Source organism: Micromonospora wenchangensis, from assembly GCF_002210435.1.
Classification (GTDB): Bacteria; Actinomycetota; Actinomycetes; order Mycobacteriales; family Micromonosporaceae; genus Micromonospora; species Micromonospora wenchangensis.
Window position 1 is genome coordinate 159,701 of sequence record NZ_MZMV01000001.1, and the last position, 15,786, is coordinate 175,486.

At 70.2% G+C, this 15,786-nt stretch carries 9 protein-coding genes and 2 tRNA genes; 5 read left to right on the forward strand and 6 right to left on the reverse strand.

The genetic code is table 11. The features are described 5' to 3' along the window. Nucleotides 1-40: 40 nt before the first annotated feature. A complete protein-coding gene (locus B5D80_RS00610) occupies nt 41-3,541 on the reverse strand; it encodes a DEAD/DEAH box helicase (RefSeq protein WP_088641751.1) in 3,501 nt (1,166 codons plus the stop codon). Nucleotides 3,542-3,889: 348 nt separating this feature from the next. On the opposite strand from B5D80_RS00610, the gene B5D80_RS00615 reads away from it, so the two are divergent. Both B5D80_RS00615 and B5D80_RS00620 read left to right on the forward strand, forming a co-directional pair. Then, the gene (locus B5D80_RS00615) at nt 3,890-4,630 is read left to right on the forward strand and encodes a hypothetical protein (RefSeq protein ID WP_088641870.1); all 741 of its coding nucleotides are present in this window, start codon (nt 3,890-3,892) and stop codon (nt 4,628-4,630) included. 2 nt (nt 4,631-4,632) lie between these two features. Beyond that, nucleotides 4,633-6,687 (forward strand): hypothetical protein, encoded by a 2,055-nt coding sequence (locus tag B5D80_RS00620; protein WP_088641752.1) that lies wholly within the window; start codon nt 4,633-4,635, stop codon nt 6,685-6,687. Between the two features lie 141 nt (nt 6,688-6,828). On the opposite strand, the gene B5D80_RS00625 is transcribed toward B5D80_RS00620, so the two are convergent. From B5D80_RS00625 to B5D80_RS00635, 3 genes are all read right to left on the reverse strand, one after another. Beyond that, a complete protein-coding gene (locus B5D80_RS00625) occupies nt 6,829-8,244 on the reverse strand; it encodes an SNIPE associated domain-containing protein (RefSeq protein WP_245854129.1) in 1,416 nt (471 codons plus the stop codon). A gap of 385 nt (nt 8,245-8,629) precedes the next feature. After that, the gene (locus B5D80_RS00630) at nt 8,630-9,604 is read right to left on the reverse strand and encodes an EI24 domain-containing protein (protein ID WP_158224097.1); all 975 of its coding nucleotides are present in this window, start codon (nt 9,602-9,604) and stop codon (nt 8,630-8,632) included. Between the two features lie 907 nt (nt 9,605-10,511). Further along, nucleotides 10,512-10,587: transfer RNA gene (locus B5D80_RS00635), tRNA-Lys, on the reverse strand. Nucleotides 10,588-10,774: 187 nt separating this feature from the next. On the opposite strand from B5D80_RS00635, the gene B5D80_RS00640 reads away from it, so the two are divergent. Both B5D80_RS00640 and B5D80_RS00645 read left to right on the forward strand, forming a co-directional pair. Then, nucleotides 10,775-12,049 carry a L,D-transpeptidase gene (locus B5D80_RS00640; RefSeq protein WP_088641755.1) on the forward strand — a complete coding sequence of 425 codons (1,275 nt, stop codon included), beginning with the start codon at nt 10,775-10,777 and terminating at the stop codon, nt 12,047-12,049. Nucleotides 12,050-12,221: 172 nt separating this feature from the next. Beyond that, the gene (locus tag B5D80_RS00645) at nt 12,222-13,487 is read left to right on the forward strand and encodes a L,D-transpeptidase (protein ID WP_088641756.1); all 1,266 of its coding nucleotides are present in this window, start codon (nt 12,222-12,224) and stop codon (nt 13,485-13,487) included. A gap of 150 nt (nt 13,488-13,637) precedes the next feature. Here the strand turns inward: B5D80_RS00645 and B5D80_RS00650 are convergent. Both B5D80_RS00650 and orn read right to left on the reverse strand, forming a co-directional pair. Then, nucleotides 13,638-13,710, reverse strand: a tRNA-His gene (locus B5D80_RS00650). Between the two features lie 99 nt (nt 13,711-13,809). Next, nucleotides 13,810-14,400, reverse strand: coding sequence for an oligoribonuclease (gene orn, locus B5D80_RS00655; protein WP_088641757.1), 591 nt, complete (start codon nt 14,398-14,400; stop codon nt 13,810-13,812). A gap of 73 nt (nt 14,401-14,473) precedes the next feature. On the opposite strand from orn, the gene B5D80_RS00660 reads away from it, so the two are divergent. Next, nucleotides 14,474-15,754, forward strand: a complete 1,281-nt coding sequence (locus B5D80_RS00660; protein ID WP_088641758.1) for a glycosyltransferase 87 family protein — start codon at nt 14,474-14,476, stop codon at nt 15,752-15,754. The last annotated feature ends 32 nt before the right edge of the window (nt 15,755-15,786 follow it).

Below are 15,786 nucleotides of genomic sequence, written 5' to 3' on the forward strand. Positions count from 1 at the left end.
CCGGAAGATATTTCGACGGCGGTGTCGGGCTGCCCGGCGGCTACCGTCGGACCGGCTCCTGAGGCGGCAGCGCTGCCGCCAGGATCTGGAAGTAGGGCAACGGCGACCAGGCCTGCCGGTCACCGATGACATAGAGCCGGCGCTTCGCCCGGCTCACCGCGACGTTGAGCAGGTTGGGTCTGCTCGACGCCCACCGGCGGGCGCCCGCCCGGTCCGGCGCACCGCCGAGCACCAGCACGACGACCTCGGCCTGCTTGCCCTGCGCCGTGTGGACGGTGCCGGCGACCAGACCGGGATACCGCCGGGCCCGCCTGTCGAGTTCGCGGGCGACGTCCCGGAACGGGCCGATCACCATGACCTCGGACATGTCGAAGTCCAGCTCGGCGAGGGTGGCGAGGATACGGTCGAGCTGCCGGCCCTGGTCGGGAATCCAGTGACCCCGCGCGCCGGTTCCCGCGACGTCGATCCACTTCGACGGGGGCAGCGTCGGATAGGCGAGCTGGAAGCGGTCCCGCGCGCCGGTGTCGGTGCCGGTGCCGTCGATCATCAGACCGCCGTAGGCGACCCGGTTGACGATGTCGAACATCGGCTGGTCGCAGCGCCGGTGCACGGTCAGCGGCACGCCCACCCAGGTAGGGTTGCCGTCTCCGTCCAGCCAGGTGCCCAGCGGCGTGAGCCGGTCGGCGAGGCGCTGGACGGAGGTACGGCCGGTCAGCCACTGCTCGTCCACCGCCCGTTCGGTGCGGATCGCCTGTTCGGTGCGGACCGGCAGGGTGGTGATCGGCTCCAGTTGCAACGGGTCGCCGACCACCACCGCCCGCCTGGTGCGCCAGAGCGCCCCGACGGCGTTCTGTGGCGTCGCCTGACCGGCCTCGTCGATGAGCAGCCAACCGAGCGCCTCCCTGCCGAGGTGCCCGAACACCCGGTCGTACGAGGCGAAGGTGGTGGACACCACCGGTACCACGAAGAAGAGGCTCTGCCAGGCCGCCAACGCCGCTTCGGGGGCCAGGTCGGCGGGCGCGTCGCCACCGACGAGATCCATCGCGGCCTGCAGGTTGCGCCGCATCCGGGTCGCGTTGTGGCGCAGGAACGCCTTGTGCAGCGCCAGGGCCGCCAGGAACAGGTCGCTGCGTGCCTCGTTCCACTCCCTGTCGGTCCAGAGCGCCGCCGACTCCCGGCGCTGGCGGTCCGCGTGCCATCCGGGGTCGGGAAAGTGCCGGCCGAGCGCGCTCGCCGCCCGAACCAGCCGCGCCTGGAGGGCGGAGAGGTCGGCCTCGGCCGCCCGGATCGCGTCCTCGGCCGCGCGGTGGGTCCGGACGGCGGTGGAGAGTTCCTGTTCCGCCGACGCCACCGTCCGCCGGGCCGCCGTCAGCGGCGCGTGGTCGACCTGCGGCTTGGGCACGCCCGCCGCCAGGGTGCGCCGGATCTCGTCCGCCTGCCGGCGGGCGGTGTCCACCGCCCGCTGCACGACGTCGATCTCCACCTGCACGGCGGCCCGCTCCGCACGGGCCGCGTCGAGCGCGACCTGGGCCTGACGGACCCCGGCCAGGAGCTGGCCGTCGTGGTACGACCAGCGCCGTTGTGCCTCGCCGAGGGTGCGCAACCACTCCCACGGGCCGGGCTGCGCCCGTTGGTGCGCCGCCTGCGCGGTCAACCACCGGCTCAGCTCCGCCTCACACGACCAGAGGGTCCGCTCGGCGGTGGCCCTGCGGCCGGTGCTCAGGTGCTCGACCTGGCGCTCGGCCGTCGCGAGGGTCTGGTCGGCAGCAGCCGCGCGACGACGGGCGTCCCGTTCGGCCCCGGCCTGGAGCGCGGACGCGATCCGGTCGGCCTCGGCCGCCCGCTCGCGCTCGGCATCCAACGCCGCCCCGTGCCGGAGCCGTGCCGACTCCACCGCGTCCGCCGCCACCTTCACGGCGTGGCGCAGGTCGGCGAGGTGGTTCTCGGGGTGCTCCCGCCGCTCGACGTCGCGGTACACCTCGGCCCGCTTCCTACGCACCGCCTCGACCCGGGCCTCGGCGGCGCGGAACCGTGACACCGCCATCGACCAGCCGACATCCGGGACCGTCTGCTCGTACCCCTTGAGCACCGCCAGCATGCCGGACCAGGTGTGGCCCTCGCCCGGTCCCTTCCGGGACTTGTCCGGCTTGTGGTACCAGAACGTGTTGAGGAACCGGCTCCGGTTGGTCTTGTTCCCCAGCCGCGCCGCGACCAGGCCCCATGCCTGCTCGACGACCTGCGGCTGCTTGGCGTCGGGCCGACCGGTCAACAGTGCGGTGGCGATGTCGGGAAAGTAGTCGGCCGCCGCCGCCCGTTCCCGCCACGAGTCGTCGATCGCGTCGGCGGCGGGGATCTCGTCGGTGACGTTCTGCACGGCACCGTTGTTGGCCGAGGCGACGACCATCTCGAAGCCGGTGAGGTCGGGCTGCCACACGTCGACGACCCGCGTGCGTTGTCCGGTGACGTAGCGCTGCTGCCGACCGGTGAACGCCCGGGCCGGGTCGGTCAGCGCGGCCAGCCGCCGAGCCCGCTCGACGACGAGCGCCGCGACGAGGTCGCGCAGCATCGTGGTCTTGCCGGTGCCCGGCGGGCCGTTGACGCCGAGAATCCCGGCGGACGTGCCCAGCGCGGTGCTGACCGCCAACTGCTGGTTGAGCGCGAGCGCGTGCTCCGGATGGCTGGGCCACCGCCCCGCCGGCACCGCCCGTGGTGCCGTCGCCGCCAACACGGCGTCGATCCGGTCGCGCACGTCCACCCGGCCGGTGGTGGCGAGGTCGGTCTCGGGTCGCAGATAGTCCCGCAGTGCGACGCCGACGTCACCCTTGTCGATCTTCTCCGCGACGCGACCCAGGTCGCGCATAATGGGACTGTTCAGAAAGTCGTGGTTGGCAGCGCGGGCCGCGGGGCGGTTGCACCCGTGGCAGCACTCATTGGCGACGGGTTCGTCCTCGTCACGGCGGACCACGAGCTGGCTCCTGATACGAATGTCGCCGAAGGACAACGCCGCATCGACGCCGGCCGTCTGCACTGCCACCTTCTGATAATCGGAGAGCAGCCGGTGGTCCACCACACCCGAGACCAAAGTCGGCTCGCCGTCCTCCGATTCGATGGTCACCGCCGGCAACCGCTTCTGAAGTGACTCGTCCAGATCCTCGGTGGCAGCCCCCAGGCGGGACAGCAGGTCGGTTCTGACCCGCCTGGTTCGCAACAGCTCGCCGGTGGCCACGGCGCAACTCGACAGCACCAGCGAATCGGGCAGCATATGCCCGTGTTCGTCGACCGTGAAAGCGGCGACGGCGCTCTCTCCCGCAGGCCGTTCGTCATAGCTTTCCGGGCTCGGCCCGAACAGCCGCGACAGCACCTCGAACAGCTCGTCGAGGCGGTAGATGCCCAGGTAAACGACGTGTTGCCAGGTCTGGTCCGGGCGCAGCCTCCACCCCGAAAGCTCGTGACCCGCCTCCCACGGCAACGGCTGTCCCGCAAGGGCCGCGAAGACCAACCGCTCCTTGCTGACCCGCTCGACACGCTGCGGACTGAACATTTCCACGGTCCGCCAGAACCTGACAACCTCTGCCTGTGCGGCTTGCGCGCTCCGTCGCAACACCACTCCGCTCGTCGATCAGATCGTGCCCGGACGGAGGATCGTATCGTCCACAGAACGCCGACCGGCACCCGTCGAGGCCCCCTTTTCGGGGCGACGGATCTTGATCGACTGCCGTCCTCGTGCAGAGCTGCTCTTATGTCGACACCAGCTCTCCTGCGTCCCCCATCGTGGCCGGGCCCGGCCCGACGAAAGCCTCACTGTGAGGGGATTCGCTTTCGCGCGGGGATGGTAGAAACGAACCGACCGAATGGTGTGTGCCCAGCGGAGGGTGAATGGGTGTCTGACATCGCGGACCCGAGCCGGCATCTCGTCCTCACCGTGGACGTGGAGCGGTACAGCGGGCGGGACAACGTGCTTCAGTGGCGGGTCCAGCAGGCACTGCCGAGGATCATGCAGCGGGCCCGGGAGGAGTTGGGCCTGCACCCGGACGGCTGGCTGGTGCAGCCGAGCGGCGACGGGCAGCTCGCGATCCTGCCGCAGGATGCCAGCGAGCGGACGGTGGTGACCCGACTGGCACCGACCGTCGACAGGTTGCTCCGCGAGCACAACCATGGACTGGCCCCCGAGGCACGCATCCGGCTACGGATCGCCGTCCACGAGGGTCTGGTGCACCTAAACGGCGGGAACGGCTTCCCCGGCGAGGCCGTCGTCACGGCCTGCCGGCTGGTCGATTCGCCGCAGCTCAAGGCAGTCCTGCGGCGGTTTCCCGACGCGCAGGTCGCACTGATCGTGTCGGACCGGCTCTACCAGGATGTCGTCCGGCACTACGGTGACCTGCGGCCAGAGCACTTCCTGCGGGTGACCGCCAGCCTGCCCGAGAAGAGTTTCGCCGCCGTCGCCTGGATCCACCTGCCGGGCGAGAACGCCGCCGCGGAACAGCCCCTCCCCGCCGCCACCGGGGACCAGCCCTGCGCCGGTGGTCAGACCTTCCAGCACATCACGGCGCACGGGCCGGCGGCGTTCGGCAACGGCAACGTGGTCACCACGTACGGTTCCGCCGACGGCGTGACCCCGCACCGGTACTGACGATGACGCAGGACCGCCCCCGCACCGACCAGGTGGCACCGTCACCCGGGCCGGGCACCGGCATCCACCAGGCCGGCTACTCCGGGATCACCACCCACGGGCCGGCCGCCTTCGGTAACCACAACATCGTCAACCAGGTCAGCTACCGGAGCGTCCCGCCCACGCACGCCGACGACGTGCTGGTGTCGAGGGCCCTGGAGGCCCTGGCGGGACAGGTGGAGAGCGAGCGACGGCGGGACGAGGAACGCAGCCAGGTGCTGCGACGCCCGCTGCCCGTGCGCTGGGCGGTGACCGCCGCCGGCTCGGCGATGGCCGAGGTCGACCGGTCGTCGATCGGGGTCACCGACGACCGGCTCCCGGCCGGCGGGTTGGACGACCTCGCCGGTCTGCTCGCCCGGCGGCTGCCGCACCGACGGCTGGTGATCCTGGGTACGGCCGGTGCGGGCAAGACCGTGTTGGCCACCCGGCTCGTACGCGGTCTGCTCCGGGAGCGCGTGGCCGGCGAGCCGGTCCCGGTGCTGCTGCCCGCCGACACCTGGCACCCGGGCGAGCAGCACCTGCGGGAGTGGATGGCGCAGCGGCTCGCCCAGGACCACCCCCACCTGGGGGGACCGGCACCGGCTCCGGGCCGCTCGCGCAACCGTCGGACGATGGCCACCCACCTGATCGAGAGCCGGCTGGTGCTGCCGGTCCTCGACGGGCTGGACATGATCGGCGACGGGCTGCTCGGCACAGCGCTCAGCGAGCTGAACGGCCTCGGCGTCGAGGAGCCGCTGGTGGTGACCAGCCGCATCGAGCCGTACCGGAACGCGGTCCAGACCGCCGACTGCGGGTTGTCCGGGGCCGTGGTGGCGGAGGTGCTGCCGCTCACGCTGGCCGAGGCCCGGAACTACCTCGCCCCCGCAGGCGGGAGCGGGCGGTGGCACCGGGCCTTCGCCGCGTTGACGAACGACCCGGACGCCCCGCTCACCCAGGCCCTGCGCACGCCGCTGATGGCCTGGCTGGCCCGCACCAACTACCCGACGGCGGCACCCACGGCCGCCACCGACCCGGCCACCACCGTCGCCGATCCGCAGGAGCTGGGCGACCGGACCCGGTTTCCGGACCAGGACGCCATCGCCGACCATCTCATCGACGGTCTGCTGCCGGCGGTCTATCCGGCCGAGCCGACCCCGACCAGCCGTCGGGGCTCCGACGAGCGGTGGCACCGTCAGGACGTGGAACGGGCGCTGATCTTCCTGGCCCGGCACCTGCGTAGGACCGACACCCACGAGATCGCCTGGTGGCGACTCGACCGGGCGGTCCGGCACCAACGAACCCTGTGGATTCCGCTGCTCATCGCGCTCTACGGACTGTTCTTCGGGCTCGGGCACAGCCTGACCGCCGGCCTGGCGATGGGGACGGTCATGGGCCTGGTCGGGACGAGCCGGCGGGCCCGCACCAAGCTGGGCTGGGTCGCCAGCGAGACGCCGTACCGCACGAAGGTGAGCTTCCGCCGGCTCCGGGTCACCCTCTGGTACGGCCTCGTGTCCACCACGAAGCTGGTCGTGCCGCTGCTGGCGGGGCTGGTCCTGCTGTCCGTGCCGGAACCTGGTCCGCTGGTCATCACGGCAGGCGTGCTCCTGCTGCTGACGACAGCCGTCCTACTCGTCCGGCAGACCTGGCGGCGCAGAGAACGCGACCTGACCCGGGAACTCGTGGTGCCTGCCGATACGTCCCGCGCCGTCAGTCCGATCTCGACGTTGCGCGGCGACCGGGCGGCGGGACTGATGATCGTGCCGCCGATGATCCTGCTCGGCGCACCGCCGGCGATCCTGTTCGGCACCGTCCGCCCGATAATGGTCGCGACCGCGTTCGTCATCGGTTGGATCGGCGCCGGCGCCTGGGCCAGGTACACGGTCGCCCGGGCCGTCCTCGCGGCCCGGGGGCACCTGCCGTGGCGGACCATGGCCTTCCTCGACGACGCGGTCGACCGGGGCGTGCTGCGACGGGTCGGTGCCGCGTACCAGTTCCGGCACCCCCGGCTCCGCGACCGGCTGGCGGAGTATCCCCGGTGACTGCTCAGCCTGGTACGAGGCCAGCACTCGACGACGCCCGCCGGCCGGAGCGCCAGGTGCACCCGACGTGGCCTCAGTCCGTGTGGGAACGGTCCGACGGCTCCCGAGCACAGCGGGCGTTCGCCGCCCGGCCTGCGCATGTCATGTGGTCGCGACCGGCTGTTCCTGGGCCTGGGTGAGGCTCTGCCGGTATTCGAGGGCTTCCGGGACCTCCTCGTACTGCAGCAGGCTGCCGGTCAACGCCAGCAGGTGTTCCTTGGCCTCCTCCGGCGTGGCGTAGAAGAACTCACGACGGTGGTTCACCAGGTTGACCCGCCGGTCAGCCAGCCGTGCGTGCATCTGCGCCTCGATACCGACTGCGTCGTCGGAGAAGAACAGTGCGTGCACATCGAAGTTGAAGGGCACCGAGGCGTCACTGAGTTCGCGCACCCGGTCCAGCGGGTCCAGACGACGGGTCATGCCGACCTTGACCATCTTCTCGCCGAACGCGCCGAGGTTGGAGATCACGTACACGTAGCCTGCCCGGACGTTGGCGGCCCGATGATCCACGTCCTGGATCGCGGTGTCGATCTGGGCCAACCGGTCCTGCATCTGGGCTGCGCCGTCGGCATCGCCCCTGGCCTGTAATGCGGCCAGGGCGTTGGCGTAGTGCTGGCGTTCCTTGTCGAGTCGGGCGCGTTCGCGTTCGATCTCCTGCTGCGCGCGTCGCTCCTCGCGCAGCCGAGCCTTCTCCTCCCGGTCCCGCTCCTTCTCCTCGGCCAACTTCTCCTGGTAATCGGCGGTCAGTTCCAACTCCCTGATCCGCAGCCGGTGGTACTCCCCGGCAATCCGGATCTGCATCGTCTTACCGAGCTTGGCAATGGTGGCCGTCACCTTCCCCAGCCGGTCCACCGCCGAGTCGAGCTTGTACGGCTTCAAACCGCGCACCAGGTTGTCGGCCTCGGCGTTGTAGGCACGGAGCATCAGCTTGGAGACATCCCTGACCATGACCCGCCCCTCGGCGGCCGAGCCGTTGACCGTCCATCCGGTGGCGGCCTTGACCGCGCCGCCGTCCTTCTTGGTCATCGCCTTGATCTGGTCCTGAAGCCGGCTGAGCTGGCTCTTGTAGGCCACGGAGTCCGACAGGGGATGCCGATACTGATAGACACCGGCCTCCTGTAGCAGTGCCGTCTCCTCAGTGACCACGATCTGCTGCCGGAGCTCGCGCAGACGCCGATCGAGCTCGGCCTTCCGCGCTTCCCCCTTGGCTGTCAGGTCGGCGACCTCACGGGCGAGCCGGTCCCGGTGCCGCTCCAGCTCCATCGCTGACAGCACACCGAGCCGTGACATCTCAGCCCGCAGGCCCATTAGCTCGACACGCAACTGGTCCAGCTCGCTGCGGAGTTGCGCGTTCTCCACGGTCAGTTCACGCGCCTTGCCGCGAGCGCCGAACAGAGGAATGTCCGGACTCCCGTTGCGCTGCTGCGGGACGACGGCAGGAGCGCCAGCAGCCTGCGCGGCGGTCGTAACGGGTACCGCTGGTGCCGGTGCCGGTGCCGGCAAGTCCGGAATCCACAACTGCCACCCCGGGGGAGGCGGGCCCCAGGCAGGATCCGGCGTCCAACCCGCAGGCGGCACCCACCCAGCAGGCGGCGTCGGCCAATTCGGCGGCGCATTGAAGCGATATCCCATTACTCTCCCCAGGCATCATGACTGCCCGACGAAAGTAGCGCCGTGGCCGCGGACCGGACATCGACGACTCAGATCAGCAGGGCAGCCATCCAGCCGACCACGGATACCCGAGCGAGGACTTCAGTCTGCTTGCCGACAGAAAGGCATCAGGTTTGGTGAGGCGCGTCGGTCAGCCTGTCTCCCTTCGGCCCCGGCCTCCTGAGAAGGAACGGCCCAACGGCTCCCGAGCACCCACGGAGAATCGGCCCATCAGGTGATCTCCGGGAGGTTGTCAAGCCTGGATGGCAGAATTCGCGGGCGGCAACGCGCTGGGCTGGGTCGGCCGAAGACTCCCGGCGGAATCGATGTCGCCGGCCGCTCCGAAGTTGCCGGCCGATTCGATCCGCTGGTGCAGCAGGACCGCCCCGACCAGGGTGGAGGGTGCGGTCAGCAGGTACAGGGCGACTCCCGGCACCGCGAACACCGGGCTGATCGGCAGCAGCGTGAGCATCCGCAGCGACAACACCGGCAGGATCAGGACGCAGATGCTGGTCATACCGAAGCCGAGCGTGAACCCGAGGTTCCGCCAGGCGAAGCGCATCTGCTCGCCGACACCCCGCACGCCGTGATGGTGCAGCGGCACGGCGAGCACCAACGAGCCGATCAGAAAACCATTGAACAGCAGACCACCCCCGAAGGCCGCGACGAGGTTCACGCCGGGGATCCACAGCAGCGGCAGAACGATCAGCCAGCCCACGTGCAGAACCAGGGTGACGATGACCGTCTGACGCAGGCAGACCGCCGCCGAGCGGTACCACGACGGCGCTCTTTGATTCGTCCCGCCGGTGCGCCGGATCACGTCACGGGTCAGGGCCGGGAAGAACGCCGCGCCGAACAGCATGGTCAGCGGCACAGTGAGCGCGGTCATCGCGCCATGGAAGAACAGGCTGATCGCAGCCCACATCACCTTCTCGATGATCCAACGGACGACCTCGGGCCAGCCGGCCGCGAACCCGAGCAGCCAACCGGTGAGCCGCTCGACCAGCATCCCGGCGGCTTCCTGCAACCCCAGCAGCGCCAGGCCGGTCAGCGCGAGGGGAAGCAGCACGAACGTCCAGAGGCCGGGCGTGGTGACGAACAGCTTGGCTCCGCGGAAGAAGTAGCCGACACCGATGAAAAAGCGCCCGATCCTGGTACCGGCCGCCTTGGCACCGCGTAGCGTCTGGTACCCCGCGACCCCGACGGCATGCCCGGCAGCCCCCGCCATCCGGGCTGCTGCCGAACCAGCCGCGTCCCGTGGCAGCGGCCCGCCCGCAGCCGGCACCGCTTGCTCCCCCGATGCCACTGGCGCCAACTGTGCGCTCGACGGGACCTCGAAGGCCGGGGGGAAGCCATAGGCCGACGGGAGTACCTGGGCGTTCGAGGGATCACTCGGCGCAAACGGACGCGGCTGCGGATCCATGCGTCAGGGCCCTCCAGGGATTCGATCGACACGGCGAGCGGCATGCATAGGGGGCGAGAGGCTTTCTCAGCGGTCCGTTTGGCGGTGGCCGATCCTGCAATCTTCCGAGTTGTCGCACGATGGCATTCCCGACGCCCGATCATGCCCGGACCGCCGGAGCAACGTCCATTCAGGACACTAGCGATCCAGGCCGGCTGCCCGCCACCCCGTCCACGGCCCACTGCCGCAGAACTTGTCTGCCCGCTGCCGGCCTCAGCGCGTGGCGCCACCAGATTGATCTGGCCGGCCTCCGCGACGAAGGCGTACGCATCCTCCTCGGACCCGAACTCGACTGGAGACCGCACCCACCCGGCACCGGCAACGAGCACGACCGCATCCCCCTGGACGACGGCGTTTCACGCAGCCGCCGCGCTCGCCGAGAAAGCACCCCCGCAGAAGTAACGGCCTCCGGGCCGGGCAAACCCGGACCACCTCCGTCGACCGACGGCCCGACGCCTACACCACTCCGACCACTCGGCAAGATCATCAGACGGCGGACGACCGCGCACACAGACGATCCCCTAGGCAGCCCGGATGTCTACCACATGCCGTTCGCCCACCGGCAGCCGTAACGGTCCAACGGCTCCCGAGCACCCACCGAGACACCGAACCACCGACAGAAACGCCAAAAGGCTCTGACCCAGGGTTAAACCCCAGGTCAGAGCCTTTTTGGTGGTGCGCCGCCAGGGACTCGAACCCCGAACCCGCGGATTAAGAGTCCGCTGCTCTGCCAGTTGAGCTAGCGGCGCTCGTTGGCAACGGAGAGAACACTAGCACGGGCCATGAGCGGGGTTCCAATCCGATACCCGGCTCCACCCTTCGGGCGAGCTTAACGGGCAAAAGTGAACACATACCCCCGACAGCACACGTCCGGGATCGAACTGGTGGCCGGCATGGGGCACGATGTCCGCCAGGCACGCGAGAACAGAGGTGGGGATGGGCAGGTTCACGCGGGGCGGGGCGATGGCGGGCGCTCTGGTCCTGGCGGCGTCGCTGGCTCTGGCCGGTTGCGGCGGCGACCAGAAGAAGGAAGTCGAGTTCGTCGGCGGCACCGTGGCCACGCCGAGCGCCGGGGCGGCAACCCCGGCGCAGTCCGACGGCGCGTCGCCGTCGGCGCCGACGGCGGACGGCCTGACGGTCAGTCCGGCGGACGGGGCGAAGGGCAGACCGGTCAGCACCGAGATCAGCGCCGACCTCCCGGGTGGCGGAAAGGTCTCCTCGGTCACCCTCACCACGGGTGACGGCAAGCAGGTCGGCGGGAAGATGCGTCTCGACGGCAGTTCCTGGGTGCCGTCGTCGGCCCTGAAGTACAACACCAGGTACAAGGCCACGGTGACCGGCACCGGCGCTGACGGCCAGCCCCGGCAGGGGGTGAGCACGTTCACCACGATGGCCAAGCCGAAGTCGATGATCGGCTCCGGCCTGTACCTCTTCGACGACCGGACGTACGGCGTGGCCATGCCGGTGGTGGCCGAGTTCAGCCCGGGTATCCCGAAGAAGGACCGGGCGGCCGTCCAGAAGCGGATGTTCGTCAAGACCGATCCGCCGCAGCCGGGGGCCTGGCACTGGGTCTCCAACGGCACGCAGGCGTACTACCGGGCACCTGAGTACTGGCAGCCGGGGACGACGTTGAGCGTCCGGATCGCGCTGGCCGGGATTCCGCTGAGCAACGGCCGGTACGGCAACGTGGACCGGTCGGCCACCGCCAAGATCGGGCGGGCCTTCGAGATGAAGGTGGACAACGCCACCAAGCAGATGGAGGTCTTCCAGGGCGGCCAGCTGATCAAGACGCTGCCGGTCAGCCTGGGCAAGAAGAGCACCCCGTCCTCCAGCGGCACGATGGTGGTGATGGAGAAGAAGGAGAAGACCGTCTTCGACACCATGGACGAACCGGACCCGGCCAACCAGTACCGCACCGAGATCGATTTCGCCCAGCGGCTGACCTGGGGCGGCGAGTACATCCACGCGGCACCGTGGTCCGAGGGGGTGCAGGGCCGGCGGAACGTCTCGCACGGCTGCGTCAACGTGTCGATGGCGATGGGCCGGTGGCTCTTCGCCCAGACGAAGGTGGGTGACCCGATCACGGTCAAGGGCACCCCGCGCAAGCTCGAACCGGGCAACGGGTGGACGGCCTGGAGCCTGACCTGGGCGGATTTCGTCAAGGGCAGCGCGGTGCCGGTGCCGCAGGGCGGTTCGGGTCCACTGGTCTGACCTCCGGTCCGGGTCGGCGTGCCGCGCCGACCCGGACCGGCACGGGCCGTTGACCCAGCGTGGTCACGTACCGCCCGGCGGCGTGTTTCAGTTCACCCTTCGCAACCGATGGGCGTGCCGCCGCGTCTGTGAGGGACGATGGGACATCGGGGACCACGACTGTGAGGGAATCATGCGAGTTGTCCAGGACCACCTGACCGGGCGTACCGGTCGACGCCGGGTGCTCGCGGCGGGGGTCCTCGCCGCGGCGCTGGCCCTCACCTCCGCCTGCACCGGCTCGGGCGGCGACAAGCCGTCGAGCTGGCAGGGCGGCGGCGAGGAGGCCGCGCCGAAGGCCAGCGCGACGATCACCGAGCCGAAGGCCGACGCCACCGACGTCCCGGCCTCCACCGGCATCGTCTTCACCGCCAAGGACGCGAAGGACACCACCGTCGCGCTCACCGACGCCGCCGGCAAGGCCGTCGAGGGCAAGCTCGCCGCGGACGGCGCGAGCTGGCTGCCCGACGGCGCGCTGGAGTACGGCGGTAAGTACACCGCCACCGTCACGGCGACCGGCGAGGACGGCAAGCCGGCCACGGCCACCAGCGCCTTCACGGTGATGGCCAAGCCGGACAAGCAGGTGCGGGTGACCAGCTTCCTCGCCGACAACCAGGTGGTCGGCGTGGGCATGCCGCTGATCGTGAAGTTCGGTCGGGCCGTCCCGGAGGACTACCGCGACGACGTGCAGCGCCGGATGACGGTCACCAGTACTCCGGCGCAGGAGGGCGTCTGGCACTGGGTCAGCCCCACCGAGGTCCGCTACCGGCCCAAGGAGTTCTGGCAGCCGGGCACGACGGTCTCGTACCGGGTGCAGGCCGGTGGGCTGCCGATGGGCGGTGGCTGGTACGGCCGGTCCGACCTGACCGTGGACGTCAAGATCGGCCCGTCGGTGGTGATGCAGGTCGACAACAAGACCAAGCGGATGACCGTCACCAAGGACGGCAAGGTGGTCAAGACCATCCTGGTCAGCCTGGGCAAGAAGAGCACCCCCTCGTCCAGCGGCACGATGGTGGTGATCGAGAAGCTGCGCAAGACGGTCTTCGACACCATGGAGGAGCTGGGCCCCGAGGAGGGCTACCGCACCAAGATCGACTATGCCCAGCGGCTCACCTGGGGTGGCGAGCTCATCCACGCCGCACCCTGGTCCGAGGGGCAGCAGGGCAGCACGAACGTCTCGCACGGCTGCGTCAACGTGTCGATGAAGGACGGTGCCTGGCTGTTCGCCAACACCAAGATCGGTGACCCGATCACCGTCAAGGGCACCGAACGCAAGCTCCAGAACGGCAACGGCTGGACCGACTGGAACATGAGCTGGGACGAGTACGTCAAGGGCAGCGCCCTGCCGTATGAGCCGGATGCCGGGAACACGCCGACGCCGAGCGCCGAGCCGACGCCCTGACCCTGCGGCACACCGCACGGACCGGCCTCCGCCACCCGGCGGGGGCCGGTCCGCGTGTACAGGCACCCCGAACCCGGGGCGGTTCGGGCCCGGAAACGACTCAGGCCCCCTCGGATGAGGGGGCCTGCGGTGGATAACATCCACTAACCGGGTGACTGATGGGAATTGAACCCACGACAACCGGGACCACAACCCGGTGCTCTGCCAACTGAGCTACAGCCACCATGCCGTCCGCGCCGGTTTCCCGGGCGGGTGCGGACTAATAATAGCCACACCCGGGCGGGGCCCGTCCAGCGGGTTCCGCCCATCGGCGGGCACCGGCCTAGAGCTGCGCCGCGATCGCCTTCGCCGTCTCGACGTCCGGGCCGGGCAGCGGCACGAACAGGGTGCGCCGGTAGTACTCCAGCTCGCGGATGCTCTCCCGGATGTCGGCCAGGGCCCGGTGCGCCAGCCCCTTGCGCGGCTGGCCGAAGTACACCCGGGGGTACCAGCGCCGGCACAGCTCCTTGATCGACGACACGTCGATCATGCGGTAGTGCAGGTGGGCGTCGAGCCGGGTCATGTCCCGGGCGATGAAGCCCCGGTCGGTGGCGATCGAGTTGCCGCACAGCGGCGCGGTACGCGGGTCCTTCACGTGGCTGGTGACGTACTCCAGGACCAGGTCCTCGGCTTCGGCGAGGGTGACCGTGGAGCGGCGTACCTCCTCGGTGAGCCCGGACTTGGCGTGCATGGTGCGGACGATCTCCGGCATCGCCTCCAGGGCCGCCTCGTCGGCGTGGATGACCACGTCCACGCCCTCCCCCAGCACGTTGAGGTCGGGGTCGGTGACCAGTGCGGCCACCTCGATCAGCTTGTCGCTGCCGAGGTCGAGCCCGGTCATCTCACAGTCGATCCAGACGAGAAGGTCAGCCACCGGAACAGACTACGCGCAGCCCAGGTGCCCGCGCCTCGGCACCGTCGCGGGGTGGGACCGCTAGGGTTTCCCCGTGCCCGCCGAATCCGTCGCGTCCCCCGTCACCGCCCCGGAGGACCAGCGAAGTCGTACGGTCCGCCGGGTCGTCACGGTGCTGGCGCTGGCGGCCGTGCTGCCGGCGCTCTACCTGCCGGGCCTGGTGCACGACTTCTTCGACCTGAAGATCTACATGCGGGCGATGGACTGGTGGGCGTCCGGGCACCCGCTCTACGACTACGTGCAGCCCGACCGGGTGCAGGGTGAGCTGTACTTCACGTACCCGCCGTTCAGCGCCCTGCTGCTGCGGCCGTTCGGGGTGCTGCCGCTGGGCCTGACCATCGTCATCTTCACGGCGCTGACCTGCGTCGCCGTCGTGGTCACCACCCGCTGGCTGGTGACCCCGGTGATCGCCCGGCACGGTCTGCACCGCAGGTACGCGCTCACCGTGGCGGTGCTGCTGGTCTTCGCGGTGGAGAGCACCCGGGAGACGATCACCTTCGGTCAGATCAACATGCTGCTGGTGGTGCTGATCCTGGCCGACCTGCTCTTCGCCGTACCGCAGGCGCGGCGCTGGGCCGGGGTGGGCGTCGGGCTGGCCACGGCGCTCAAGCTCTTCCCGGGCATCTTCATCGTCTACCTGCTGGTGACCCGGCGGTGGCGGGCGGCGGTGGTGGCGAGTGTCACGGCGGCGGCGGCGACGCTGCTGGCCGGCGCGGTCGCCCCCCGCGACTCGTGGCGGTTCTGGACCCACGAGCTGTGGGCCACCGACCGGGTGGGTCGCACCGACTACACCGGCAACCAGTCACTGTTCGGGCTGCTCAGCCGGATCGACGCGCCGCAGGAGCCGAACCGGCTGCTCTGGCTGGTGCTGGTCGTGGCGATCCTCGGGTACGGGTTGTGGCGGGCGGCCCGTGCCGCCGGGAGCGGCGACTGGCTGACCGGCCTCACCCTCACCGGGCTGGTCGGCGGTCTGGTCAGCCCGATCACCTGGACCCACCACATCTACTGGTTCATCCCGGCGGTGGTGGTGCTGGTGGACGCCGCGCTCGACGCCGACCCGGAGACCCCGGCGGGGGCGCGACGTCGGCGGCGGCTGCTCACCCTCGCCACCGGCACCGGCCTGGTGATCGTCTACGGGGTGGTCTCGTTCTACGACTGGGGGGTGGCCCCGGCCCGTACGGACAACCCCTGGGAGTTCCTGCTGCGCAACGCGTACGTGCTGCTGGCGCTGCTGCTGCTCGTGCTGCTGCCGGTCCGCCGGGAGCGCAGCCGGGAGCGGGAGCCGGTGCACGCCGCCGGCCGGCAGCATCAATAGGACAGATATTTCCTTCTACGACCTTTGGCGCT

Excerpts from the sequence above, each read along its gene's own strand:
- B5D80_RS00610 (WP_088641751.1), bottom strand. The coding sequence starts at position 3,541 with ATGTTCAGTCCGCAGCGTGTCGAGCGGGTCAGCAAGGAGCGGTTGGTC.
- B5D80_RS00620 (WP_088641752.1), top strand. The coding sequence starts at position 4,633 with ATGACGCAGGACCGCCCCCGCACCGACCAGGTGGCACCGTCACCCGGG.
- B5D80_RS00630 (WP_158224097.1), bottom strand. The coding sequence starts at position 9,604 with ATGGCGGGGGCTGCCGGGCATGCCGTCGGGGTCGCGGGGTACCAGACG.
- B5D80_RS00640 (WP_088641755.1), top strand. The coding sequence starts at position 10,775 with ATGGGCAGGTTCACGCGGGGCGGGGCGATGGCGGGCGCTCTGGTCCTG.
- B5D80_RS00645 (WP_088641756.1), top strand. The coding sequence starts at position 12,222 with ATGCGAGTTGTCCAGGACCACCTGACCGGGCGTACCGGTCGACGCCGG.